General features: G+C 36.6%; 21 protein-coding genes. 4 read left to right on the plus strand and 17 right to left on the minus strand.

Annotation, left to right across the window (positions count from 1 at the left end):
- Positions 1 to 179: 179 nt before the first annotated feature.
- Positions 180 to 1,187 (minus strand): glycosyltransferase family 2 protein, encoded by a 1,008-nt coding sequence (locus Q0983_RS06085; protein WP_299550270.1) that lies wholly within the window; start codon positions 1,185 to 1,187, stop codon positions 180 to 182.
- 97 nt (positions 1,188 to 1,284) lie between these two features.
- Here Q0983_RS06085 and Q0983_RS06090 point away from each other — a divergent pair, with 97 nt between their 5' ends.
- Positions 1,285 to 3,177, plus strand: coding sequence for a peptidase M61 (locus Q0983_RS06090; protein WP_299550272.1), 1,893 nt, complete (start codon positions 1,285 to 1,287; stop codon positions 3,175 to 3,177).
- A 49-nt stretch (positions 3,178 to 3,226) separates the two neighbouring features.
- Here the strand turns inward: Q0983_RS06090 and Q0983_RS06095 are convergent, their stop codons facing one another.
- The 6 genes from Q0983_RS06095 to Q0983_RS06120 form a co-directional block, all read right to left on the minus strand.
- The gene (locus Q0983_RS06095; RefSeq protein WP_299550274.1) at positions 3,227 to 5,020 is read right to left on the minus strand and encodes a cytochrome c peroxidase; all 1,794 of its coding nucleotides are present in this window, start codon (positions 5,018 to 5,020) and stop codon (positions 3,227 to 3,229) included.
- 2 nt (positions 5,021 to 5,022) lie between these two features.
- The gene (locus Q0983_RS06100) at positions 5,023 to 6,492 is read right to left on the minus strand and encodes an alkaline phosphatase PhoX (RefSeq protein WP_299550276.1); all 1,470 of its coding nucleotides are present in this window, start codon (positions 6,490 to 6,492) and stop codon (positions 5,023 to 5,025) included.
- 263 nt (positions 6,493 to 6,755) lie between these two features.
- On the minus strand, positions 6,756 to 8,243 hold the full coding sequence (locus tag Q0983_RS06105; RefSeq protein WP_299550278.1) for a carboxypeptidase: 1,488 nt from the start codon (positions 8,241 to 8,243) through the stop codon (positions 6,756 to 6,758).
- 230 nt (positions 8,244 to 8,473) lie between these two features.
- Positions 8,474 to 9,238 carry a TIGR02757 family protein gene (locus Q0983_RS06110; RefSeq protein ID WP_299550280.1) on the minus strand — a complete coding sequence of 255 codons (765 nt, stop codon included), beginning with the start codon at positions 9,236 to 9,238 and terminating at the stop codon, positions 8,474 to 8,476.
- An 11-nt stretch (positions 9,239 to 9,249) separates the two neighbouring features.
- Complete coding sequence (locus Q0983_RS06115) at positions 9,250 to 9,912, minus strand: ABC transporter ATP-binding protein (protein WP_299550282.1); 663 nt, start codon at positions 9,910 to 9,912, stop codon at positions 9,250 to 9,252.
- A 48-nt stretch (positions 9,913 to 9,960) separates the two neighbouring features.
- Positions 9,961 to 12,399, minus strand: coding sequence for a DUF5916 domain-containing protein (locus Q0983_RS06120; protein WP_299550284.1), 2,439 nt, complete (start codon positions 12,397 to 12,399; stop codon positions 9,961 to 9,963).
- Positions 12,400 to 12,597: 198 nt separating this feature from the next.
- On the opposite strand from Q0983_RS06120, the gene folE reads away from it, so the two are divergent.
- Both folE and Q0983_RS06130 read left to right on the plus strand, forming a co-directional pair.
- Entirely contained in the window at positions 12,598 to 13,185 is a 588-nt protein-coding gene (folE, locus tag Q0983_RS06125; protein ID WP_299550286.1) for a GTP cyclohydrolase I FolE, read from the plus strand.
- Positions 13,186 to 13,607: 422 nt separating this feature from the next.
- Positions 13,608 to 13,889 (plus strand): hypothetical protein, encoded by a 282-nt coding sequence (locus Q0983_RS06130; RefSeq protein WP_299550288.1) that lies wholly within the window; start codon positions 13,608 to 13,610, stop codon positions 13,887 to 13,889.
- Between the two features lie 10 nt (positions 13,890 to 13,899).
- Here the strand turns inward: Q0983_RS06130 and Q0983_RS06135 are convergent, their stop codons facing one another.
- The 10 genes from Q0983_RS06135 to Q0983_RS06180 form a co-directional block, all read right to left on the minus strand.
- Positions 13,900 to 15,894 (minus strand): sensor histidine kinase, encoded by a 1,995-nt coding sequence (locus Q0983_RS06135; RefSeq protein WP_299550290.1) that lies wholly within the window; start codon positions 15,892 to 15,894, stop codon positions 13,900 to 13,902.
- A 168-nt stretch (positions 15,895 to 16,062) separates the two neighbouring features.
- Positions 16,063 to 16,620: a type 1 periplasmic binding fold superfamily protein gene (locus tag Q0983_RS06140; protein ID WP_299550292.1), complete on the minus strand. Its 558-nt coding sequence runs from the start codon at positions 16,618 to 16,620 to the stop codon at positions 16,063 to 16,065.
- Positions 16,621 to 16,650: 30 nt separating this feature from the next.
- Positions 16,651 to 19,047 carry a TonB-dependent receptor gene (locus Q0983_RS06145; protein ID WP_299550294.1) on the minus strand — a complete coding sequence of 799 codons (2,397 nt, stop codon included), beginning with the start codon at positions 19,045 to 19,047 and terminating at the stop codon, positions 16,651 to 16,653.
- Between the two features lie 48 nt (positions 19,048 to 19,095).
- Entirely contained in the window at positions 19,096 to 19,452 is a 357-nt protein-coding gene (locus Q0983_RS06150) for a hypothetical protein (RefSeq protein WP_299550296.1), read from the minus strand.
- Between the two features lie 48 nt (positions 19,453 to 19,500).
- A complete protein-coding gene (locus tag Q0983_RS06155) occupies positions 19,501 to 19,806 on the minus strand; it encodes a DUF6787 family protein (protein ID WP_299550298.1) in 306 nt (101 codons plus the stop codon).
- 80 nt (positions 19,807 to 19,886) lie between these two features.
- A complete protein-coding gene (locus Q0983_RS06160; protein WP_299550476.1) occupies positions 19,887 to 20,342 on the minus strand; it encodes a DUF6146 family protein in 456 nt (151 codons plus the stop codon).
- Between the two features lie 217 nt (positions 20,343 to 20,559).
- Positions 20,560 to 21,201, minus strand: coding sequence for a DUF937 domain-containing protein (locus tag Q0983_RS06165; RefSeq protein ID WP_299550300.1), 642 nt, complete (start codon positions 21,199 to 21,201; stop codon positions 20,560 to 20,562).
- Positions 21,202 to 21,311: 110 nt separating this feature from the next.
- Positions 21,312 to 22,262, minus strand: a complete 951-nt coding sequence (locus Q0983_RS06170; protein WP_299550302.1) for a D-2-hydroxyacid dehydrogenase — start codon at positions 22,260 to 22,262, stop codon at positions 21,312 to 21,314.
- Positions 22,263 to 22,465: 203 nt separating this feature from the next.
- Positions 22,466 to 23,530, minus strand: coding sequence for a 3-phosphoserine/phosphohydroxythreonine transaminase (gene serC, locus Q0983_RS06175; RefSeq protein WP_299550304.1), 1,065 nt, complete (start codon positions 23,528 to 23,530; stop codon positions 22,466 to 22,468).
- A gap of 77 nt (positions 23,531 to 23,607) precedes the next feature.
- A complete protein-coding gene (locus tag Q0983_RS06180) occupies positions 23,608 to 24,666 on the minus strand; it encodes an acyl-CoA reductase (RefSeq protein ID WP_299550306.1) in 1,059 nt (352 codons plus the stop codon).
- A 76-nt stretch (positions 24,667 to 24,742) separates the two neighbouring features.
- On the opposite strand from Q0983_RS06180, the gene Q0983_RS06185 reads away from it, so the two are divergent.
- Entirely contained in the window at positions 24,743 to 25,096 is a 354-nt protein-coding gene (locus Q0983_RS06185; protein WP_299550308.1) for a 4Fe-4S dicluster domain-containing protein, read from the plus strand.
- Positions 25,097 to 25,208 lie beyond the last annotated feature (112 nt).

The following is a 25,208-nucleotide window of genomic DNA, read 5'->3' on the forward strand; positions in this document are numbered from 1 at the left end:
TTTGTGCAACATGATTTTACACCTCCCTTAATCCCTCCTTTACTTCGACGAAGCTCAGCACAAGGTTAGGAGGGAAACTGTTGCTATAGATATATTGAGTATGAGTGTCCCCACTAAAAAGAGGGGAGTAAGGGGTGTGTTTTAAAAATAGAATTTTGCAGGAAAATTGAGTAAACTTTTCAACAAAAAAATATATAATCTTTAACAGGTTCTAAATTAAGTTTAGTTAAATACGCTCGTATTTGTTTTTGAGCCTCTTTATTAGCCACTGTAATAAGGCTATGAGCATTTTCAATAGTAGCCAGTGCTTCAAAATTTAGAAGTTCTTTTCCGTAAATATCCCTGCCAATTTTATTGGGGTTATCACAGATCCATTCAAACGGAATATGTCGTTCTAAAAAGTGTTTGGCCATGAGTTTTCCCTTGGTCCCGGCACCCCAAATGATCGGTGTTTTGGTTTTGTCATAATCAATATCTAAATAGTGATATACTTTTAACGCTGTAAAATGATTTTGGGCGTAATGAATATGGGTTCTTGAGGTTCTGGTACTGTAATCCCGCCATTTGTGGATGACGGTATCACAGGGAATACATTTAAATTGATGTTTGTAAAACCTAAAGGTCAGATCATAATCTTCCGGATACATATTGGGGTTAAAAGCATTGCAGACCATTAAATCGTCTCTATGGACCATCCAGCAAGGAGACGGGATCACACATTCCTTGTATATTTCATCGTAATTGTTTCCTGTTTTCGTCAAGTTATTCAACCAGGTTTCATAGCTTTTATAGCCTTCGCCAACACCTTGTTTGCTAAAATATTCAACCAATCCTATAGCAACATGTTGCTTCCCGTGTTTTTTTAAACTGTTTACCAGAATTTCCAATTTATAGGGGAGCATGATGTCATCACTGTCCATTCGGGTAATTAATGTGCCCGAACTGGTTTTAAATGCTAATTGAAGGGCGGAAATAATACCTTTGCCTTCATTTTTAAGCAACTTTATTCTCTTGTCTGTTTCAGCATATTGTTTAACAAGTTGATAACCGGTATCGGTAGAATGATCATCCACAATAAGTAATTCCCAATGCTTGTAAGTCTGATTTAAAATAGAGTCCAAACATTCACTTAAATAAGCTTCAGTATTTTTAAATGGGGTTAAAATACTTACCAATGGTGTTTGCATAGGGCGAATATACTATCTTTTAACAAAACCTTAAGAACGGTAGCCGTAACATAATAGTATTTTGTACGTCGTTTAAAAAACTATAAAAATCAAATGCATGAACAATAGAACTTTTGCCGCAATTTTTACAGGTATTTTAATGGCAGGTTGTGGCTCCACAAAAAAGTCTACCAATGATTTAGCAATAAATTTGCCCATAGAAACGGCCATAGATTTATCAAGTGTTCAGGACGATAAAGTACCGGTAACTATTAATCCCGGTAGGTTTACCGTTGAAACTGTGACATACAGATTGCCAAAAGTAGTACAGGGGACGTATTCGGTTAGTAATTTCGGGAAATATGTGGATGATTTTAAAGCGTTTAATTACAAAGGTGAAGCCATGGCAGTCACTAAATTAGACGATAATTCATGGTCTGTTGCAGAAGCTAAAGATCTGGACAAGATCACCTATTTAGTTAATGATACTTATGATGTTGAAACTGTAGGCGGTATTGGTGAAGATGTACCGTTTTCACCTTCCGGAACTAATATTGAACCGGAAAACTATGTGTTGAATTTGCATGGCTTCATAGGCTATTTTGATTCTTTAAAAAACAATCAGTATAAATTAGATGTCACGGCACAGGCAGATTTTGTCAGAACGTCTGCATTACAAACCGTAGATACAAATACCAGTGAAGATGGTAAAAATATAACGACGAGTTATTTCGCTCCGCGTTATTTTGACATCACTGATAACCCGATGATGTATGGGGATTTAGATGTTGAGGAGTTTCAGGTTGGTAGTATTAAAATTGTATTGAGTGTTTACTCTCCGAACAAAGTACATTCGGCAAAGTCTCTAAAAGAGACCATCTTTAAAATGATGGAAGCTCAAAAAACGTACATGGGGGACATTAATTCTACGCCTCGTTACGATATATATGTTTACTTATCGGAAGGAAAAGAAGATTCGCCAAAAGGTTTCGGTGCTTTAGAGCATCATACGTCAACTGTAGTTGTAATGCCTGAAGGTATTCCGGCTGAAGCCCTTGCCGAAAGTATGATTGACGTGGTATCGCATGAGTTTTTCCATATTGTAACACCATTGAGCGTGCATTCTGAGGATGTACATTACTTTGATTACAACAATCCCACGTTTTCAAAACATTTATGGATGTATGAAGGGGTAACAGAGTATTTTGCCACCTTGTTTCAGGTAAACCAGGATTTGGTTGATGAAACAGAGTTTTACAATAAAATTATGGGTAAAATTCAGCAAGCTTCTCAATTGAATGACGCTATGAGTTTTACTATTATGAGTGAAAATGTATTGAAAGCGCCTTATAAAGACCAATACCTAAACGTTTATCAAAAAGGTGCTTTAATTGGTATGTGCATTGATATTTTAATGCGCGAAGAAAGTAACGGTAACAGGGGCATTTTGTCTTTAATGAAAGAATTGTCTAATAAATACGGGAAGAATAAACCATTTGAAGATGATGCATTAATTGATGAAATTGTAGCTATGACCTATCCTTCATTAGGGGAGTTTTTTAATACGCATGTGGTTGGAGACTTACCAATTAACTACAATGAGTTCTTTGAAAAGGTTGGACTGGAAATAGGTGAGGGACAAGTTGAAACCAATTTCATTTTGTTAAATGGCGCTCCCATTGTTAGCGGAGACGGACAAAAAGGCACCATCTTTTTTATTGAAACCGCATTGGAAAACAGTTTCTGGAAAGGACAAGGTGTACAGGCTAATGACGTGATAAAAACCATAAACGGAACAGCTTTAACCCTTCAAAATGCTAACCAGGTTTTGCAGGGAGTATTTATGTGGAAACCCGGTAAGGACATAGAAGTTGTGTTGGATAGAAATGGGGAAGAAGTAGTTATTAAAACAACCACTACACAACCTTATACAACCGGAAGGGCTCTTAAAGAAAAAGCCGACGCTACCGATGCTCAAAAAGCATTGAGAAAGGCTTGGTTAAAAGGATAAATGAATTTTATTTGGAACTAAAAAGCGGGTTAAACCCGCTTTTTTTTGTTTAGTAACTTAAAGCATCTGTTAATGACTTCATGAAGCTAACAAGATCTGTTTTTTCGTTTTCAGATAAATTGAGTTTATCCGGAGGCAGGGTTTGATATTCCAGATCCATACCAAGGCCAATACCACCACCGCGATCATAGAAGTCAATCACTTCTTCTAAAGTATTAAAAACACCGTTATGCATATAAGGTCCGGTTTTTTCAGCATTCCTCACTGTTGTAGTTTTAAAGAAGTGTTTTTTCTCCTCGGCATTAAACAGGTGGTAACGTCCTAAATCGTCGTCAATAACAGCATGGATAGTATCCTTTGTTTCCGGTACACCAATAAGTTCCATTTCACTTTCTTTATAAGCTACAGGGACCGTACCGTTAAATGTTGGTGGAAAATGGCAGGTAGCACATTTGGCTTTACCCGTAAAAAGGTTGAAACCGTTTTTCTCGGAAGCCGTAAGCGTATTTTCCAGGCCATTAATATTTCTGTCAAATTTAGAATTAAAAGGCGTTAAGCTTCTTATATAAGTAGCAATGGCATTCCTGATATTGTTTTGAGAAATACTGTCTTTATACAATTTAGAAAAAGCACTAATGTATTCGGAACTCTCACTAACAACAGTTTCCAAATGATTTAAATCTGAATGGAACTCATTTTCATTAGTTACTACCGCAACAATTTGACCTTCCAAACTACCAGCTCTGTTATCATAAAAGAATCCTTGTTGAAGCGCTGCATATAATAGGGTAGGGCTGTTTCTGGTAACACCGGTTGCAATAGGTTTGCCATCGGTAAAATATTGTTCCGCTAAATGGCAGGTAGCGCAACTTATGGTGTTTTCCTTTGAAAGGGAGGTGTCATAGAATAACGCTTCACCAAGTTTTACTTTTTCAGCAGGTAGTGTGTCAAACTTTTCATAAGAAAAGTAACTCATGTTAAAAGTATTTTCAGAAAAAAGCGAAGTCATATCATTACTAAACGCCAATTCATAAGGAAAGGCTGCATTCCAGTCGTTTTTGGTTTCTAAAATGAGTTCTAATTGTCTGTGTGTGTGATCTTTTATAAAGCTGAACCTGTCAAAAGTGTTAAAGTCACTATCAAGATTTTGAATGGTTGCTGATATTTCCTTGTTCCAGGCATTAAATAGATCATTCGATGTAAAATTAGGTCTATGGATGATTAAAATATTCTGAATGGTTTTATAAGCTATGGCGGCTTCTGTTAAAGAGCGCTCTAAAACAGGAGAATCAAACCCTGTTATCCCTGTTAAAGCTATACGTGCAATCTCATCGCGTATCAACCATAGCATATGATAGTTCTGAATCTTGCTTAAATGCGGGTTTTTCTGAATGAATTCTAACCGGCTTTTTGTTTTTGTAACTACATTTTGTAGCTCGTCATTACTCAAATCGTCTTCATGTAAAAGTTCTTCAATTACCTGAAAACCAAAAGGCTTCAAGCGTTTAATGTCTGTGGCATCTTCTTCTTCAATTTTTAGAATATTAGGTTGATTTAAGGCTTTGTAATTTTCAGAATCTGCAAAAGCCAGAATAGGCTCCATCTTTTTAAAATGATCTCTGGCCTTAATATAATGCCTCAGTTTGTTATCAGATTGCATTATGGTATCTAAATAAGCAATACAAACTTTCAAATTATTCTGATAAAAAGATTCTAATTGTTCGATGGGGAGGGTTTCTGCAGTATGGGTTTTATTTTTTTTGCAGGAACATACTATAATTGCAAAAAGACACACTAAAACATAGTGTGTCTTTTTGAGTTTTAAAACTTTAAGTACTTTCATTCTTATTTTAATCCTCTAATAACATACATCATACTTCCTTCTTTTCTACTGTTTGCAACGTCCGGGTTGGCAGTAGGATCGGTAAATGCAGATCCGTCAGCCGGTTCCCATCCGTGGTTTTGTGTAATTAATAAGAAAGTTTTGTCTTTATCCAATTCTTCAGAGATATCGATCATACCGGTGATTTCCCAGGTTCTTCCGTTTGAAGGGTAACCGGCAGCTTCGGCAGCATCCTGATCACACTCTAATACAACTTTTAATTTTTTCGATTTTAAGTTGTATTGGTATAAATAAGCGTAGTGATCTTTATCAGCAGTATCAGGGTAGCCGTTTGGATCTTCCTGGATGTAAACATTATCTTTGGTCACTAAAATGTTATCCGGACTATGGAATGCTTTAGCTTTTCCTGATAAGTTGTCACCATCTAAAATACAAGTAATGGTTCCAACACCAGCAGGATTAGTATCATTTAAAACTACTTTGTAAATTCTACCGTATAACGTTCCTTTTCCAACTAAACCATCTTTTTTTCTACCGGTAACACAAAAATAAATTTCTCTGTTGTTTTTAGCGGAACCACGTCTCCAGTCAATATCCTCTAATCTGGAGAAGCCCATAACACCTTTGGCTTTTGCTTCGGCATCTAATAAATCTATATTAGTTTCGTTTAATGGAACAAATTCCATGGGGTATGATTTTCCTTCATCCATATCCATTTCAAAATCAACATCCGGGTCTATAACTCTTAATCCATATAATTGGCCTCCATAAACATCACCTCGGTTACCAACATACATACCTAATTGACCGGAAGGGATTTCATTGTCAGAATGGTCGTCACCAATAAAAGCAACGGTTTTTCCAGGGTATGCTTTTTTACCAATAACAACAGCATTTTCAGTAGACCATTGTCCCCAGGCGTCTAACATTTCAAAAGAACCGGCATCCGCAGCAGCTTTATACGGATCTGTTAAGAAAACACCTTTAGAAGAGCCGCCCCATTCACCACCTGATAAATATAAAGGGCCAAAACCATGCTCTCTTGGGGTAATTAAAGACCCGGAGCATTGCGCCGTAAACGCTGTGGCAACAGCATTTAATATATGCTCTCCACTTACAGGTTTGAAAGTTTTGTCTAAATTAATTCTGGCAACGGCATAATCTGCTTCAATATTGTTAATTATAGAGAATGTTCCATCGCTGTTTTTTAATATTCCGGCACCATCTGCCATACTACCATAAACAAAATCAGGTGATTCCGGTAAAACGTCTTCAGAAGATAATAACGTTGTTACCTTCAGGTTGCTAAATTCTGGTTTTACATCTAAGAAATTAGGTGTAACTGAGTAATCTTTAAATTTAATTTTGTCTTTGTCATCATTACCATTGTTTAAAAAGTCGTCAATAAGATCTTTTTTACAAGAGGTTAAGGTCACTAGTGCTGCTAAAGCCAATAGAACTGTTTTTTTCATTTGGAAATATATTTTTCGGTTAATTAATTAATGGTTCAAAATTATTGGCTTTAAACCCGAAAAACGTTATTTCAATTTTGGCTTTAAATGAAGATTTTGTTATTACAATATTATCAAATTAAACTAATCGTTAATGGATAAGTTGAAATGTTAGGAAAGAATTAATAATTAGCATCAGTCTAAATAAGAATATGATTTTTCCGATCCGTTTAAATTTAGCAAGTATGCCTAAGTTCCTGTTAACTACCGGAACTTTAGCACTATTAGTATTTAGCAGCTTTGCCTTTTGAGAGCGAGCCGTTTATAAATGCACGTAAGTCGTCATTAGCCGATATCAGGTCTTCATGCCTTAAGTACATCATATGGCCGCTGCGATACCCTTTAAATGTAAAGCGGTCTTTCATTTTTCCACTGGGATCAATTTGCCACATGGTATATTTAGCACCAAAATAGGTAGTGGCGCCATCATAATACCCGGATTGTACCAGTACTTTTAAATAAGGGTTTTGAGCCATGGCCTGTCTTAAACCGTCTCGGGTGTTATCATTTTGCCTGTCCCAGGGATGCACATCACCAAAAACACTGTATTTAATATCGGTTTTAAAATTAAGATGCGTTCTTATATAATAATTTATAGCCGGTGTAAAAGAGTGTAGCCAGGAGGTTAATTCGGCACTGTAATCAGGGCTGGTACCGGTCTCTCTTTTGTCAATTCCTAAATACCTGGAGTCTAATCTGCCTATAGTTTGCCCTGATTTATTACGTAGCAGTTCTTTCCAAAAAAAGGATGTTGGTACATCCAAATTATTTTGTAAAATGGCCTTTTCACTAAGTCCGGAGTAATAGGCCATTTTTTTAGCGATACTTCGTTTTTCATTATCCGAGATAAACCCGCCTTTAGCCAATGCAGGCATTAGGTTCTCAATAGCAAAGGTTTCTGCTTCCGGTAAAATGTCTAATAAATCTTTTTGCTGTAAGGCCTCTGGCAATGCCTTTTGATACCAGGCTGCTGCCGTAAAATAGGGTAAGTTAAGGGCGGAATACACCGGTTGAGACGTTCTGTATAATTTATAATCTGCCGGAGACACTAAAATAACACCGTTTAGGTACATCCACTGCTTGTTTTGCAACTCATTGGCTAAGCCCATAACACGCGTGCCTCCATAACTTTCCCCAATAATGTATTTAGGGGATTCCCATCTGTTTTTACGTGTGACAAAGGTATTTATCCATTCCGCTAAGTATTTGATGTCGGCATTGATTCCGAAAAAAGTATCCCGTTTGGGGAATTTACCTTCTTTGTCCGGAATCATTCTGGAGTACCCCGTGTTTACCGGATTTACATACACAATATCTGCGACATCGAGAATAGAGTTCGGATTGTCTTTAACACCGTAAGGTTGCACGGGATACCCTTCATCATCAATTTTCAGGACTTTAGGGCCCGTATAAGCAATATGCATCCAAACCGACGCCGATCCGGGGCCGCCGTTAAATGACACTATTAAAGGCCTTTCAGCTCTGTTTTTAACATTATTACGTTCATAATAGGTATAATATAACGTAGCAATGACATCATCTTTGGTATTCCAAACCGGTTGCGTTCCGGTAGTGGCCGTATATGAAAAGCTGGTACCTTTTACTGTGGTGTTATGTGTGGTTACAACCATGGTGTCGATTGGAATGGTCCTGGTTTGCGAAAAAACGATTAAAGAAAAAATGGAGCATAGAAAGGCTAATAAATACTTCATAGTCTGTGAATATAAATTAATTTTTTGGACGTCCGTTTTTTGTCATAACATTGATTTTCTATCATGCTGAACTAGTTTCAGCATCTTAATAATAACTGTAAGTCGATAGTATATAATGAGACCCTGAAATGCACTTCGACTAAGCTCAGTGTAAAAATTCAGGGTGACACTTGCGTTTATGATTGATTAAGGACATTCAATTTAATTTATTAAAGATACTGAAACAAATATTAAAACCCTTCAAAAACACCTAAACCGAATAAAGCAAAATCATATTTTACCGGATCTTGTTTATCAAGCTTACGAAGCATAGTGTCTAATTCCAAAAGGGCTTTAGCATCGTTTTGTTTCCGTTTTAACAACCCTAGTTTTCTGGCAACATTGCCTGAATGCACATCCAAAGGGCAGGATAATACTGCCGGTGACATACGTTTCCAAATCCCGAAATCCACACCTGCGCTATCTTGTCTCACCATCCAACGTAAAAACATGTTGATACGTTTGGCAGCTGAGTTTTTTAACGGATCACTAATGTGTTTTTGAGTCCGGGATAAATGGTCAATTTCAAAGAAAATAGCCTTAAATTTTGAAATGGATCTTTGTAATGACTCATTTTCAGCATGTTTTGCAAAAAGTGCTTCTAACCCGTGATGCTTTTTGTAAATGTGGTTTAATGATTTAATGAATTGCATACAATCCGCTCCATTAAAGGTGCGGTGCACAAAGGGTTTTAGTTTTTCAAGATCTGTATCCTGATGATTCATTACAAAGTCAAAAGGTGCATTATCCAATAATTGCATCAGGCGTTTAGCATTGTTAATGATGCTTTTACGGTTCCCCCAGGCAATGGTGGCCGTTAAAAAGCCTGCAATTTCAATGTCTTCTTTTTTAGTGAATTGATGAGGTACCTGAATAGGATCGGTTTCAATAAACCTGGGATTGTTGTATTGAATTACTTTTTCGTCTAAAAAATCTTTGAGTTCGGTCTGTGTCAAGAAGATAGCCTTTAGTTCATTATTTTCCCATCAACCATGGTGAGTTTTCTATCGGCCATATCTGCTAATTCTTCGTTGTGCGTCACAATAACAAAGGTTTGCCCAAATTCGTCCCGCAGTTTAAAAAAGAGGCTGTGTAGATTTTCGGCAGATTCGCTGTCTAAATTCCCGGAAGGTTCATCGGCAAAAATTAAATCGGGTTTATTAATTAAAGCCCTGGCAACAGCCACGCGTTGTTGTTCACCACCCGAGAGTTCACTGGGTTTATGATCATAACGATGCGATAATCCTAAAAAATCCAGCAATTCTTTGGCCCTGATTTCGGCGGCTTCTTTTTTGGTTCCTTTTATGAATGCCGGTAAGCATACATTTTCAACAGCGGTGAACTCCGGCAATAATTGATGAAACTGGAATATAAAACCAATATGTTGGTTCCTGAATTTTGCTAATTCTCTATCAGAAAGTGCAGATAGATTGGTGCTGTTAATGTTCAGTTCAAAAGGTTCCTGTTTTGAGGCATTATCTAAAGTACCTAAAATCTGAAGCAACGTGGTTTTTCCGGCTCCGGATGGCCCTACTATGGATACTACTTCCCCTTTTTCAACCTGAATGTCTACCCCTTTTAGCACGTGTAGGTCATCATAGTATTTATGAATGTTCTTCGCTTGGATCATAAGAATAAATCTATGGGTGAAAATACTATTTTAAATAATGCCGTACAATTAAGAATTGTTTTTATTCTTAAACAACTTTTTCACCTCATTATAATCGATAAAATATTGAATACGCAATGAAAAGGTATGCTGAATAGGCTGATCTAATAAGAGGTTTAAACTTTCTGAAAACCCTTTATCGGAATCATCGTTTTCATAAAACAACCGGTTTCTGTATAGAGCTGTTATAAAACTGCCGGGGGCAAATTGCCAGGAATAACTAAAATCCAAATTCCAGGTGTTGAAATTGATATTAGGATCGTTCTCTAAACCGGATGCCGTGTAAACACCCTCCCGGGATAAGGTGCCGTTATCTGCTAAAACGAATAGATTGTTATGATAATCCACACCGGACCAGTAATTTCTAAATTTTAAAGATAATGATTGAAAAGGATTAAAACTGTAATCGGCAGATAAGGTGTTGGTAATTTCTTTCTGATTTCTAATACCGAAAATAATAGCATCATCTACTTTGTCGGTATACCCAATATCCTTGTCGGCTTTAACATATTCTGTGGAATATCTTAGCAATAGATGGTCATTCAACCGAAATCTGGGTGAAAAATTGATGCCGTATTTCCTGGTGTCCCTGGAATCATCAAAATAGGTCTCAGTGCCTAGGTTTATGTTAAATGCAAATCTTTTATTAAAGTTTGTAGAGATCCAGGCAGAAACCTCCGTTTTGTTTTTATACAAGAAATACCGGCCTTCGGTTCTTGGTTCAAAATAATCGTATCTGTTGCCCATATCCATTTCAAAATCAAACCCATAAGTGAATATCTTTCTGGTTTGTGCAAAATAATCCAATTCCAATTCCGTACCGGTATAAACATTCGGGACAGCCAGATAGCGGTGGTTTAACTCTACTGCAATACTATGCCGGTTTAATCGTTTGGTAGGCTTAAATATCCTGTAGGAGGCAAATGCTCCATAATTACTGTAATTGTTCCTGCGTATTAAACCCAGGTCATTGATATCATACTTATTATCGGCATAGACATGATAGGCTCCATAGCGCATATTGCCATGAGATTTTCTGGCAGAGACGAGGTAATTGTATCCCACCTGATCCCCGTCGGTTAAATTTAAACGGCTCATTTTTAATTGGCCGTCAATGTTGTAGGTATTGCGTTTATTTGAAATATCGGCTAATAAACCCGTAACATTGGCATCTCTAAAGTGACCGGCCCTGGTAACATTGGTATTAATTAAGCTAACCGATGAATTTTGGTTAAACTGTTTATCAATTACCAAAATGCTATAGTTGGCTAAGGGCTCTACAGTTTCGATCCTGGTGGACCCATCAGTGTTATTTTTAACCGTAGCCGTAGTTTTTTCGGTAATGGCATTGAACACGCCAATACCTAGCCCCTTTTTAGTACGTCCTGATATTTTTAAGGCGTTTAATACTTTGACCGTTGACGGATTATGAACGTATTCTTCATCATCATTCAGCGATATATCACCGCTTGGGCCATTTCCAATACGCCTTGAAAAGAACAGGTTTCCTTTATTGAATAGATCAACCCCTTCCGTAAAAAATTGACGTTGTTCTGAAAATGTTTGCTCGAATGGGCCTAAGTTGAGTTCCACATCATCAAAACCGGCCTGGCTGAAATCCGGAATTAGAGTGGCATCCAGTGTGAAGTTTTCACTGATACCGTATTTTAGATCCAGGCCAATATTGATATCGGTATCTGTTTGCCCGTCAATGGTATTTAGCAAACCCGATGTAAACGGATATAAGCTTAATCTAACCGGTGGATCAATATTTTCAAGTCCGCGGAGCACACCGTGGTAGAGTCCTATATTTCCTTTAGAGGGATCTATAGGGTTCCAAGTGTATTGTGTTCTGTCCCTTCTAAAATGCCGATGAAATTGTAAGCCCCATTCCTGCACGTTGGTATTGGAAAAGCGCAGACAGCGATACGGTATTTTCATTTCCACGATCCAACCATCAGAGACTATTTTTACAGCACTGTCCCAAACCGCATTCCAACTAAAGTCTTCGCCATTGCTTGGGCTCTGTAGGGCATCAGCCTGGGTGCCGGAACTAAAAACAAAAAACTCGGTATCATTTTGGCCGTCGTTATTCGGATTAAAGATCACTCCGAAAAAGTCCGATTGCCCAAAATTGTCTCTGCTGGTAAGCTGTTTCATGATGTCTTTAGGATCGTCATATAGATAGGCACCGACGTATATGGCATTATCATCATAAGCCATCTTTACAATGGTCTTTATGCTATCGGCTTCCACAACATCCATTTCGGGTCGGAATTGCACAAAATCCTTTGCCTGATCTGCCTTTTGCCAGATAGTTTCATTTAAGATCCCGTCAATTTTGGGAGGGGTGCTTGTTCTGCTAATGGTTAGAGATTTCTTCGATTGTGACCAGCATAGCGTGGACAATAGAGTCATTATAAGGACCAGAAATCTTATTTGTCGCATTTTGATTGATGACGAGCTTAGAGATGCTGTACAAAGCTACTTTCCTGATTTGTGAAATAGTGCTAATTAAAAGTTAAAAAAAAGCAATAATCCACTTTTTTCCCACTTTTTAGAACCCATAATGCTTTCATTCGGTTTTTGCGAATTTTTAAATGAAAAAATTCATGTACTTTTATAACACAAGATTTATCAAAATATATGCCGTATAAAAAGTTTGAAGAATACAACATCCAGGTCACTGACGATGTTAAGGACCGTTATAAAAAAATTATTGAAGATCTGGGTGAAGACGCAGCCCGTGACGGGTTGTTGAAAACCCCGGAACGTGCAGCCAAAGCCATGCAGTTTTTAACACAGGGGTATCATCAGGATCCGGTTGAGATCCTTAAAAGTGCCATGTTCAAAGAGTCTTATGACGAAATGGTGATTGTAAAAGATATTGAGTTGTATTCGCTTTGTGAGCATCATATTTTGCCGTTTTTCGGCAAAGTGCATATAGCCTATATTCCTAATGGACAAATTGTTGGTCTGAGTAAGCTACCGAGAATTGTTGATGTTTTTGCCAGACGTTTGCAGGTGCAGGAACGCTTAACCGAACAGATCCTGGATTGTATCAACGACACGTTGAAACCTCAGGGGGTAGCTGTGGTTATTGAAGCATCTCATATGTGTATGATGATGCGCGGTGTTCAAAAACAAAATTCAATCACCACCACCTCGGGGTTCAGAGGCCAGTTTGAAAAAATAGAAACCCGTAATGAGTTTTTAAAACTGATAGGGAAATAGTTGTAATACAATAAATTGGTATGTTTCTTGTTATTAGGTTATTAAAATTTACAAGTATTTGTTTTATAAATTTAAGAACAAAGAATCAAGACAGAAGACGGAAGTTGGAAGACAGAAGACCGAAGTAGGAAACTAAGGTTGGAACTTGTTTGGTATTTGGAATTTGAGATGCCTTGGCGTCTTTGCGCCTTTGCGAGAAACTAATTGGAATTAAATATTAAGACGGAAGATGGAAGACCGGTGGTGGAGGACGGAAGTTGGAATTTGTTATTTAAGATACTTTGTTGTCTTTGTGTCTTAGCGAGCGAGCAGTTAATTGGATTTGATGAGAATCTGAAACAACACTTAGGCAAGTTCAGTGTGACAGTTCAGGTTGACAAATGTTATGGTCATTTATTATACAAAAACAATAAAAATAATTCATGAATAAATACAAAAAACTACTCTTAAGCCTTTTCCTGGATGCTATGGGATATGTGTCTTTTATTATTCCGGGCATTGGTGAATTTTCGGATATTGTTTGGGCGCCGGCTTCTGCCTATATAATGACTAAGCTGTATAAAGGAAAGGAAGGTAAGATTGCCGGAGCAGTTGCTTTTATAGAAGAAGCGATGCCAGGTCTTGATGTCATACCAACATTTACTTTGATGTGGTTTTACTCCTATGTTTTAAGTCCTAAAAAAGAAACCGTCATTGAGGTTTAGGTTATAACTATTACATAGGAATGGTAATGGTTAGTATGGTCCCTTTCTTGACCTCAGAATTAATATCCAGTGTCCCTTTAAGCTTTTCAACCCTGGAAGCAATATTTTTTAAACCGATGCCTTTGGCCGGTTTTTGCGGGTTGAATCCTGTACCATCATCCCTGATCTCTAATTGCAAATGAGTATTTATTAATAAAAAGCTTACTAACAAGTTAGTGGCTTTTGCATGTTTAATAGTGTTTTGAGTGGCTTCCTGTACAATTCTGTATAAATTGACCTTAATAATATCATTAATATCCTCCCAAAAGATGGTTTGGTCATTGGTTACCTCGCAATTTAATTGGTGAAGCTCACATAAAGGTTTGAGGTAAGTTTTTATAATACTTATAAAATCACCATTTAAATTTAGTTTGGTATTTTTTAAGTTATGGGAAAGATCCCTGATATCTTTTTCAATACTTTGAAATTCATTTAGATAGGGCTTATATTTTACTTTGACAGGGGCATCATCATAAAAAAGGAATTCAAGTCCTAACCGGGAACCGGTAAGCCTGTTTAAAATACCATCATGAAGTTCTTCAGCAATATGATGCCGTTCCTGAAGCCGGCCTTCTTCCACTTTGGCCTGTTGTCTGAGCATAAGCGAGTAGATCTCTTCATTGGCTACCTGTTGGGCACTTACAAAACGCAGTTTTTCGTTTTTAGAGTGTTGTATTTTGATGATGTACAGTAAACCTAAAACCAGGACAATAACCAACCCAATGGCTATGATTACAGTATTCTGGGAGCTTAAACGTTTAGTTTTATCAATATATGTATCAGTTTCAAACCTAATTCTGGCAAACTTGTTTCTGGTTAACCGTTCATTCTTCTGAATACTATCATTAAGCTTAATATACTCTGCATAATGCTTTACGGCAATACTGTCATCTTCAACTTTTGAGAGTACCAATAATGATTTTAATAAATCATCAGCATAGTATTGTTCAGATTTTTCTTTGGCTTTATATGCGTGAAACTTAGCGGAGTCTTTTTGTTTAAAATGGTAATAGTACTCGGCTAGATGTTGATGGGCAATTATGGTTTCGTAAACTACGTTTTCGGCGTCTGCTATTTTTAATGTTTTATGATATAAATATGGTAGTTGTTCATATTGCTTAGATAAAAATAATGTGTGAGCATAATTTTCCAAAGCTAATACATAAAGCCAAACGTGATTTTGTCTTACGTTTTCATCCTTTAATATTTGATCAAAATGATTAAGAGCTAATTTAAATTTTCCTAATTTTTTATAGGTATAGGAAATATTGTTGAGAGATATATAAATACTTAGTTCAGATTTTTCATTTAAATTTTTCTTTAGTAGCAGTGCCTTGTTGTGGTATTTTATTGCTTCTTTATATAATCCTAACTCAACATTTACTATACCCAAGTGGTTAAATATAAGTGATTTTAAGGTGTTTGTTTTGTCGTTTTGAGGTAATGATTTTAGTAAAGTAAGAGCTTCAAATGAATCAACTTCACTACCAGTAAAATCTTTTTCCTCTTTCTTGATTACAGCTTTACCTAATATCGCTTTTGCAAGCTGAAATTTAATACCTAAATCTCTATATATTTTTTCAGCAACATGGTATTGATAAAAGGCACTATCACTGTAAGGTGTTTTTTTTCTATAATAATCACCTAAATTTAAATGGGCTCGCCCTATAGAGGAAGAGTCTTTTACTTTTATGGCTAACTCTAAATTCTTCCTGTTAAGGTTTCTATATTCATCAAACATGTTATTCTCCCAAAATGCTTTAGAAAGAGTCTCATTACTTTTTAAAGTTATAGAATCATTACGAGTTTTATAGGATAGCTCGCTCGCCTTTTTAGCATATAGAAGTCTGGCATCCAAGTCTAAAGATTGATCATCAGATAGTTTATGTAAGTGTTGTATACTATCGAATACCTGCCCAAAATTGTGATCCTGAGCAGGTATAGCCAACCAAAAAAAACTAAACAAAAGGTATAGAGAGTACCTGAAGTACATTAGCAACTATTAAAGGTACTAATGTACAGTTCTTTTTTCTATCGGGAGTGCGTGAATACCACATTTATAGGCTTACCCATAAAAAAAACCCTTTCAAACTGAAAGGGTTTTTTTATCTGTATCACAAAAGATTATGTGCCACTAAGCCACGGTAACATTGAAAGTTACTTCTATATCGGTGCTTCCACCCGCGCCTGTAGCCGTCCCATCGTTTGGTTTTGTTGGCTCATGCTTTAAAATTACGGTTAAAGTACCTGTACCTGCAGCACCGGTATCTACCGTTGTGTCTATACCAACAGGATTACCACCACCATCAACATCGGTTTTAGTAATAGTTAACCCGGCGGTATTGGTGTAGAAGAATTCATGTTCATCATCTTCTGCCTTCACTTCTATGGTAATATCTTCTGCAGGGGTTTCAGTAGCGTTCCATAACTTCATAGCTCCGGTATAGGTGGCATTGGCAGTAAAAGGACCTGAGACATCATACACACCATCCGCACCACCTTCACCGTCGAGATCAGTAAAAGTTAATATAACTACATCTGTGTTATCTGCATTATTGGTCAATGTGTAGACAACGGTGGTAATTAATTCTTCTTCATGGTCATGATCATCATCATGATCATCGTCACTTGAACAGCTTAAAACAGTTAGGCTGGAAATAAAAAATACGGCTAATAATTTAATTGTTTTCATGGTTTTTAATTTAAAATTTGACATGATTTATTAATAATTGAATTTGAGTTTTACATTAAAGTTTCTGCCTACCTCATCAGCAAAATATCGTAACCTGTTTAAGTTTTCTCTGTAAGAAACATTGAACAGATTTTCTATATTAAATTCTACTTTGATGTTTCCGGTTTTAAAGGCGTTAAAGTTCATGGAACTGCTAAAATTAAAAAGGGTATAGGCAGGAGGTGTCGAACTAATATCTACATAAACATCGTCTTGTAGTACAGGATCGAACGTGAAAAAATTATAGTCTGGAAACCTGTTTTGTTGTAATACAGTTTCTTGTTTAAGACCGATAGATAACTGGTTTAGGTCTTTGTTTTTATATGTTAATTCATTTGAAAAATTTGTGGAGGGCATGTGAATAAGTGGAATGTCATCTGAAAGATTATCACCTTTTAAGAGGCTTAAACTGCCATTATAACCTAAGTTATTAGTGATTTTCTTATCTACATCTATATCTACACCAAATATTTGGGCATCAACCTGAATATATTCCCATTCAACAAATGCTCCTCTAATAGTTGTTGTTGCATCTATTGGTATTAATTGAATGAAATCACTTATATATTTGTAATACGGACTGATCGCAAAACCAAAACCCTGGTGGTTTCGTTCTAAAGACACCATAAGTTTATTGGCAACTTCTTTCTTCATGTTCAGTCTTCCTATCTCTATTCTGGCAGCACCGTGATGTAATCCGTCACTGAACAATTCGGAAGGGTTTGGCATTCTGGAGGCTAACCCGTAATTAATTAGTAATTCAAAGTCATTGCTGTAATGCCTTACATAGCCTAAACCGGCTGATATATTATGGAACGAAAATTTGGGGTTAGTTATATATTCCAGATCATCAATTCCTATGTTAAATTCAGGAAATAATTCGTCGTAATTATAAACATCGTCCCAATCTGTAATCCTATACCTTTTGTTAGCATCTATTCGTGAAAAATCATACCTCAAACCGGCACTTAGCTCTGAGAACAGATTTAAACTATAGACCCCTGTGGCATAGACGCCAAAATCATATTTTTCGTAATCGGGAATTAATTGGCGAGCTCCGGTTCCTGAAATGGCATCATTTTGCTGATATCGTAGTAAAAATCCCGTATTCAGCTTTAAATTATCAAAAGCATCTATTCTCAGATTAGGTTGTAATGATGTGGTAAATAGCCTAAGATCGATTGCCGGTCTGTTTCTAAGCTCACCTCGTCTTCTGTCAAATTCTTTTCGTCTGTTTATTTGAAAATCGTACTGAAGTGTCAATTTACCCAAACCCTTAAATCGCTTATAGGCTTCTATTTTAGCCAAATGATGAAAGATGGCCTGTTTTGGATTGTCAATGTGATGCGAGAACTCATCAATATAGTCCGGCTCTTTACTTTCAATAGCTCTTACCAGGTCACCAACATTACCAATATGAGCTGCTCTTAATATTCCAAGTGTATTATCAACAAAACTGTAATAAGCATCAAAACCCTTTTCGAAAGATTTATAACCTACCCTGGCAGAAGCATTTATACTTTTAACCCCTGTGTTTGATAAATTATAATCGGGGGCTTCAAAATCCCCAAATACCTTATAACTGGCTTGAGCTCTGGTATAAAAGCCGTTTTTAAAGGTTCTTACCAATTCAGAATTGATGTTGCCTCCCCATCCGTTTGTATTTAAAGACAGCGCACTTTTACCAAATAGACTATCTTTAACAGCGTAGTTTTCCGGGCGAATTAATATTAATCCCCCAATGGCATCGCTTCCGTACATTAAGGTATTAGCCCCTTTAATAACGTCTATTCTTCCTCCGGAATTGATATCAATATTAGGGGCATGTTCGTCTCCCCATTCCTGGTCAAATAAGCGTACATTGTTGTTAACAATTAAAAGCCTGCTACTATGCAACCCATGTATCATGGGTTTTACAATAGTATTTCCCGTGTTTAATGACGAGACACCACTAATGGTGTTTAAAGCATCTCCTAATGATTTATCAGAAAAATTCTCAATAACTTCTTTGGAGACCGATTGCTGTATGCTGGTCTTTTCAATTTTTGAATTAGCAGTAACAACCACTTCATTTAAGGCTTCTAAATGATGCTCCAGGCTGATGGCTTTGTATATGTTCCCATTAATTTCCAATACAAAAACTTTAGTTTCACAACTTAAATGCGACACTTCTACATTATAGGTGCCGTGGCATAAGTCTTCAAAGGTGAATTTTCCTTTATGGTCTGATATGGTAACCTTATTTGTACCAATAAGTTTAATAGTTGCATTTTCCAGCGGTTTTTTATTATGAAAATCTGTTATTTCCCCAATAAAAATACCATTGCATTTCTGACTGTAACTAAAACTGGATATTAGTATAAATAAGATTAGAAAGATATTTTTCATTTATTAAATATCCTGATTACTAATTTATTTACTAATGGTTATGAAGTACTAAACCAGAGAAGGAGGGGCTTTGTTTCTGTTGTTGTTTAAACAGGGCTGTTCATGAAGTAATTCAACGTGAACCGTTAAATCCTTTAAAGTATATTGTTGAGTAAATACCGTACTTTTAATTGAAAACTCCGGCGCTTTATTGTAGTCTAAACCGTTAAGTGTGAAAGCAATATGACATAAATCACATGGGATATCTGAATCCTCTTCATTATCGTGATTCTCGCTATCATTGTTTTGACAGTTATTAAGTGCCTCGACTTGCTCATGAAAATATATATGCAAATTAACGACATTACTGGCCAATAACACTGTTAAAAAAAAGATAGACGCTATTTTTATGAAACTGTTTTTCATCAAAATTCAAGCAAAGATATGCTATATAAAACTAAGAACATTAACAAATTATTGTTTTTTTACTTTAAAAAGGCCAAATCTTCGTAACATTTTCTTCTCAAAACCCCAGAAGAATTTGTACTGTCCAAAGAGCCAGCCAAAACCAACCAGTAAAAATTGGTAAACTATAAAAAGCAAAAGGATGCGAATGGTCCAATATCCAAAAGCCCCCAGGCCTTCGGACGTAATATTTAAGTAGTTAAGAATGGGCTTTCCAATGTAGGATGCCGTAGAACCGGTAACAGCAAATACGATAAAAATGATCACAATTTGCCAGTTAGATTCTATACCCCAATGTTCTTTTAATTTATTCACAGCTTTTCTTTAACCGCAAAAGTACATGATTTTTTTTCATTTAAAAATTTAGTTTTGCAGAAGAAAAATAAGTAGCATCGTTAAATTCTTGGAATAAACGGCCCTAATCTTTGATTAAAGCGCATCTGAAAATAAATAAAGTAGTTGTAAAGCTTGTAATTCACCTCATAGCCATAGTCAATATGCGGCTCATAATCTATTCTAAGTTCGTATAAATTAGGATTGAAACGAAACGGCTGCTGAACTCTCTGATTCCACTCTATAACATAAATTTTATTCCTGGTTTCCAGATACTGTTGTGAATAAAACCCTTCCGGCCTGGCATTTGTAAGTAGCCAGGTGGCAAAACCAGGATCTATAATTATAATTTCGTATTCTAACTCCTCATTGGCAATCTTAACGGTATCATTTACTTTAATGGTTTCAGTACGCTCGTCTACGGTATGCTCGTCATTTATTGACGCCACTTGTTTTGTAGAGTTACAATTAAAAGCAAAAAATACGCAGACGGCCATTATATATATTAAATTTTTCATCATGTATCAATATTTCAATTTAGACTTCAAAACTACAGTACCATTTGTCTTTGCTAAAGTACCATTGAGGCAACACCTGTTTTTAATGAGTAAACGTTACCGGATCACGTACTTAAAGTTACAAAAATCATTCCGTAAAGCTTTATCAGATAACGATTTTAACAAAAAAATGCCAAACATTAAGTTTGGCATTTTTACGTATTTGTTATAGAAATGACTATCGTTTTCCTCCAAATAAGCCTCCCAGCAAACCACCAAGTCCGCTTTTCTTTTTGTTGCCTCCTAAAACCATCCCTGCAACATCATCAATTACACTACCGTCACCATCGGCATCAAGGATAGACTCTAAAAAACTTTGTTCCTGTTGCGGTGAGTTGCCGCTAAGCAAACCACCTAACAAGCCTTCAATCCCACTTTGATTGCTTACGTTTTGTTGCCTGGTCTGTTTCCCTAAAATACCCATTAGTATGGGGGCTGCTACTTTTAATATTTGGGCTACAGTACCGGCATCAACGCCTGACTTTTGACTTAAAGCCATTTGCACATTTTGTTGTTTGTTCCCTAAAACATGTCCCAGAATTTTGCCACCATCATCCAGTACATCATTGTCAACACCACCGCCAAATAATCCACTTAAATCATCTAAAATACTACCGTCGTGTTTCCCGTTAAGAGCACCTAATAAACCTTCGGCACCCTGAGGTGTTGAAGCATTACGTTTCATAGCTTGCATTAACACAGGTAGAGCCATTGTTAATACATCTTGTGTTTTATTTTGAGGCTGATTAGTCTGACCTGCAACACCACTAACAATGGTTTTTCCCAGGTCACTGTTTAATAAATCTAAAATTCCTGACATGATTTTATTCTAATTTAAAAGGGTTAAAAAATGGATATTGAAGGTACAAAAAAAGTCCCAACTTATACAGTTAGGACTCCATTATAACGTTTAGGTCACATTAAAGCGTATTACCCAAGAATACTAATGATTTGTGACGCTAATTCTGTACCAATTCTGTCTTGTGCCTCATTAGTCGCCGCACCGGTATGAGGTGTTAACGATAAAGCAGGATTCATTAGTAATTGAACTTCTGGCTTTGGTTCTTTTTCAAACACGTCCAGAGCGGCTCTGGCAACTTTACCACTTTCAATGGCTTTTACTAATGCTACTTCATTAACTACACCACCACGAGCGGCATTCGCTAAAATAACCCCTTCTTTCATAATATTAAACTCGGCTTCGTCAATGACATAATCTTTTTGAGCCGGTACGTGAAGCGTTAAAAAGTCTGCTTGTTTTAAAACGTCTTCCTTAGAAATGGTTTCGATATCAAAATTTACTTTTTGACCATCAAAGAACTCTAATTCCAAATTGGCTTTATCAATAAACGGATCAAAAGCAACGACTTTCATGCCGGCACCTAAAGCTACTTTTGCGGTAGCCTGACCAATACGTCCGAAACCTAAAACACCTAAAGTTTTGCCTTTTAATTCAGTTCCTTTGGCGTAAGCCTTCTTTAAACCTTTAAAATTGCTATCGCCCTCTAAAGGCATTTCTCTGTTTGCGTTATGTAAAAAACGTGCTAAACCATATAAGTGGCCAAATACTAATTCTGCTACCGAATGTGATGATGCAGCAGGCGTATTAATAACATGTCTACCTTGCTCTCTGGCATATTCCACATCAATGTTATCCATACCAACACCACCACGACCAATGATCTTTAAGTTTGGACAAGCATCAATTAGATCTTTACGAACTGTTGTGGCACTACGTACCAATAATACACTAATATCATTCTCATTGATATAGTTTATCAACTGTTCCTGCGCTACGGTTGTGGTACTTACCTGGTAACCTGCTTTTTCTAAAGCATCAATCCCGCTTTGTGAAATACCGTCGTTTGCTAATACTTTCATTTTAAGTTCTAAGTTTTAAATTCTAAGTTCAAAGTTATGCTAACTTCATACTTTGCACTTTAAGATTATGTTATTTTTTGTCATTGTGAGGAAGCATGACCAAGCAATCTTATGAACAGATTCCTTCACTTCGTTCGGAATGACGTCTGGTTTTAAGCTTCAGTAAGCAGCTGATTACTGGGACTGCTCACTGAAAACTTTATTTATGCTTTGCTCTCTAGTTCACTCATAACTTCTACAACAGCCTTAACGCTGTCAAGTGATAGAGCATTGTACATGGATGCCCTGTAACCACCAACACTTCTGTGACCATTTAAACCGCTAATGCCGGCTTCTTTTAGCATGGTTTCAAAGGTTTCTTTAAGGTTTTCGTTTTCTAAGGTGAACGTGGCATTCATCATAGAACGGTCTGCTTTTGTAGCAAACCCTTTAAATAAGGGGTTCAAATCAATTTCAGAATACATTAAACGCGCCTTCTTTTCGTTTTCCTGTTCAATAGCTGCAATACCACCAAGGCCTTTTAACCATTCTAAGGTTAGCATAGAGGTGTATACTGCAAAAACAGGAGGTGTATTGAACATACTACCTTTGCTTATATGCGTTTTATAATCCATCATGGATGGAATTTTACGCGATACTTTACCTAAACAATCCTCTTTAATAACAACCAATGTAGTACCTGCCGGTCCCATGTTCTTTTGAGCTCCAGCATATATAATATCGAATTGTGTAAAATCCAAAGTCCTTGAAAAGATATCACTACTCATATCACAAACCATAGGGATTGGCGAGTCAGGAAACGTTTTCATTTGGGTTCCAAAAATGGTATTGTTTGAGGTACAGTGAAAATAATCGTAGTTTTCAGGAATATCGTACCCTTTTGGAATATAATTGTAGTTAGCTTCCTTAGATGAGGCAACTTCGTAAATATCATCAAAAATTTCAGCTTCTTTAATAGCTTTAGCAGCCCAGGACCCTGAATTTAAATAACCCGCTCTTTTTTCCAATAAGTTTAAAGCAACCATTAAAAACTGTGTGCTTGCTCCACCTTGTAAGAATAAAGCTTTGTAACCTTTGCCTTCTAAACCAAGTAATTCTAATGCTAAGGCTCTGGCATTTTCCATAATATCAACAAAAGCTTTACTTCTGTGCGATATTTCAATTACTGATAATCCGCTGTTATCTAAATCCAGAACAGCTTGTGATGCTTTTTGTAATACTTCTTGTGGTAAAACGCAGGGACCTGCATTAAAGATATGTTTTCTCATTTTGTGTGGTAAAATTTAAAGATGCAAAGTTGGTAATTAATTAAATAAATCTTAATAAAAATTCAATAATTTTTTCGTCAAATTGATAACAAAAATTCAACAGAATCGACACTATCCGCATAATCCCAAAGTTGCGGTTTCTGGGTGTCTCCAAATGCGATTTCGTTTTCAATGAATCCGTTGGAGACAACACACTGAATTTGTTGTTCGTCCGCCTTCAGTTTTTTCTTAAGCTCGTCCAAATCATCATAGAATTCATAAAACACCGTGGCTATAGGTGATGCGTAGCTTTGGTCTTCTTTGATCATAAGGAATCCGTTCTCCAGCATATCAAATTCGCTCATTAAATACACGGCCTTATTATAATCATAATTGTTGGCGTATTTGGTGTCTTCTATAATGGGATGCCAGTGATAAACAGATTCAAAGAACGTATCAAAATTATAGCCCTTTGGAACAAATAGCTTTGATACATTTCTGCATCCCAAACCATAATACCTGAAGATGTCTTCCGAAAGGGCTTTAAGGTCGCCTTTAGTTTCATTACCGGTTAAAACCGCCACAGAATTTCTGTTATTCCGAATAATTGAAGGCTTTCCTTTAAAGTAATATTCAAAATAACGTGCCGTATTATTACTTCCGGTAGCTATAACTGCATCAAAGTTTTCAATTTTATCTTCTGTGAATGACATCCGTCCTTTAAAATCGGGCGCTACATGCTCTAAATATTTAGCCAAATAGGGCAGCAGCTGTTTGTCGTTTGAAGATTGTTTTACCAGTACATTGTGGCCGGACATCAGTACCGATAAAAAATCATGAAACCCTACTAAGGGGATGTTTCCTGCCATTATGATAGCTACTTGTTTCGGACTAACAGCATTTAAATCATAAGGAGACATCCACTTGGTTAAATTGTCTAAAGTTAAAGCATCACTCCAGCTTTTTAAGGCAAAGGTGATAGTCTCTTTTGTAAACCATCCGTTGTGCTCTTGGGCTAGTTTTAGCTGGTGCTTAAAACCATCAAAGAAAAGATTATTGTATTCAATATTATCATTTTTAGTAACAACTTCGTTAGAGAATTGCCCTAAAAAATCTCCTAATTTTACAAAAGCATTAATTCTTTCCTGTAATTGCATGCTTGATTTGGTTATGAATGGTTTTGGCTTTATTTTTGCGTCTGCAAATTTAAGGAAACTCAAGAGAAAAAACGGTATGGCAATAATAATAACAGACGAATGTATAAATTGCGGGGCTTGTGAACCAGAGTGCCCAAACACCGCAATTTATGAAGGCGCCGATGATTGGCGTTATAAAGATGGTACCAGCTTGGAGGGTACGGTGGTATTAACGAACGGTACAGAGGTTGATGCTGAAGAAGCACAAGAACCGATCAGTGATGAGTTGTACTACATCGTTCCTGATAAGTGTACGGAATGTAAAGGCTTTCATGATGAGCCCCAGTGTGCGGCGGTTTGTCCGGTAGACTGTTGTGTGCCGGATGAAGACCATGTGGAAACAGAAGAAGAATTGTTGGCTAAACAACGCTTTATGCATCCCGATGAATGAATTAAAAGTTAATAATGAATAATTAAAAATCCCGAGCGTAAGCTTGGGATTTTTTTTTAATTACAAAAAGTTATATTTTTCTTTCTTAAGCAACACTCTGGAAATTTAATTG

The organism is Seonamhaeicola sp., assembly GCF_028281565.1.
GTDB lineage: Bacteria > Bacteroidota > Bacteroidia > Flavobacteriales > Flavobacteriaceae > Seonamhaeicola.

What these genes read in the sequence shown, in the direction of transcription:
- Q0983_RS06085 (WP_299550270.1), bottom strand. Translation starts at nt 1,187, where the DNA reads ATGCAAACACCATTGGTAAGTATTTTAACCCCATTTAAAAATACTGAA.
- Q0983_RS06090 (WP_299550272.1), top strand. Translation starts at nt 1,285, where the DNA reads ATGAACAATAGAACTTTTGCCGCAATTTTTACAGGTATTTTAATGGCA.
- Q0983_RS06095 (WP_299550274.1), bottom strand. Translation starts at nt 5,020, where the DNA reads ATGAAAGTACTTAAAGTTTTAAAACTCAAAAAGACACACTATGTTTTA.
- Q0983_RS06100 (WP_299550276.1), bottom strand. Translation starts at nt 6,492, where the DNA reads ATGAAAAAAACAGTTCTATTGGCTTTAGCAGCACTAGTGACCTTAACC.
- Q0983_RS06105 (WP_299550278.1), bottom strand. Translation starts at nt 8,243, where the DNA reads ATGAAGTATTTATTAGCCTTTCTATGCTCCATTTTTTCTTTAATCGTT.
- Q0983_RS06115 (WP_299550282.1), bottom strand. Translation starts at nt 9,912, where the DNA reads ATGATCCAAGCGAAGAACATTCATAAATACTATGATGACCTACACGTG.
- Q0983_RS06120 (WP_299550284.1), bottom strand. Translation starts at nt 12,399, where the DNA reads ATGCGACAAATAAGATTTCTGGTCCTTATAATGACTCTATTGTCCACG.
- folE (WP_299550286.1), top strand. Translation starts at nt 12,598, where the DNA reads ATGCCGTATAAAAAGTTTGAAGAATACAACATCCAGGTCACTGACGAT.
- Q0983_RS06130 (WP_299550288.1), top strand. Translation starts at nt 13,608, where the DNA reads ATGAATAAATACAAAAAACTACTCTTAAGCCTTTTCCTGGATGCTATG.
- Q0983_RS06140 (WP_299550292.1), bottom strand. Translation starts at nt 16,620, where the DNA reads ATGAAAACAATTAAATTATTAGCCGTATTTTTTATTTCCAGCCTAACT.
- Q0983_RS06145 (WP_299550294.1), bottom strand. Translation starts at nt 19,047, where the DNA reads ATGAAAAATATCTTTCTAATCTTATTTATACTAATATCCAGTTTTAGT.
- Q0983_RS06150 (WP_299550296.1), bottom strand. Translation starts at nt 19,452, where the DNA reads ATGAAAAACAGTTTCATAAAAATAGCGTCTATCTTTTTTTTAACAGTG.
- Q0983_RS06160 (WP_299550476.1), bottom strand. Translation starts at nt 20,342, where the DNA reads ATGAAAAATTTAATATATATAATGGCCGTCTGCGTATTTTTTGCTTTT.
- Q0983_RS06165 (WP_299550300.1), bottom strand. Translation starts at nt 21,201, where the DNA reads ATGTCAGGAATTTTAGATTTATTAAACAGTGACCTGGGAAAAACCATT.
- Q0983_RS06170 (WP_299550302.1), bottom strand. Translation starts at nt 22,262, where the DNA reads ATGAAAGTATTAGCAAACGACGGTATTTCACAAAGCGGGATTGATGCT.
- serC (WP_299550304.1), bottom strand. Translation starts at nt 23,530, where the DNA reads ATGAGAAAACATATCTTTAATGCAGGTCCCTGCGTTTTACCACAAGAA.
- Q0983_RS06180 (WP_299550306.1), bottom strand. Translation starts at nt 24,666, where the DNA reads ATGCAATTACAGGAAAGAATTAATGCTTTTGTAAAATTAGGAGATTTT.
- Q0983_RS06185 (WP_299550308.1), top strand. Translation starts at nt 24,743, where the DNA reads ATGGCAATAATAATAACAGACGAATGTATAAATTGCGGGGCTTGTGAA.